Raw genomic sequence first — 280 nt, 5'->3', positions numbered from 1 at the left:
GTAGATTGGTTCTTTGTGATATTGGGGATTGTTATAATCAAAAGGATGGAAATTACCAGTAAAACAATAAGCATTTCCATTAGTGTAAAACCACGTTCATTCATCACTTTCTTCAACATATCCATCATGCTCCTGAAACCACCTGAATATCAGATGACCTTTGAGCATTTTCACCTCCGGAATACAATAATAAAATCCTATACACTTTCGAGCAGTGAGAACATCGGCAGCAAAACCGCCAAATAAATGGACACGATCAACAGACCTATCAGTGAAAACA

General features: G+C 37.1%; 2 protein-coding genes. Both read right to left on the bottom strand.

Going from position 1 to position 280, the window contains the following annotated elements; translation table 11 throughout:
• Nucleotides 1–104: prepilin-type N-terminal cleavage/methylation domain-containing protein (locus ACYP5M_RS26580; protein ID WP_459735739.1), on the bottom strand; the 104-nt coding region annotated here is incomplete at its 3' end.
• The coding region (locus ACYP5M_RS26575; protein WP_459735738.1) for a hypothetical protein at nucleotides 97–280 on the bottom strand (184 nt) is incomplete at its 5' end. The genes ACYP5M_RS26575 and ACYP5M_RS26580, both read right to left, overlap by 8 nt.

The organism is Peribacillus sp. N1, assembly GCF_054600815.1.
This window is presented reverse-complemented; position numbering and strand designations above follow the sequence as displayed.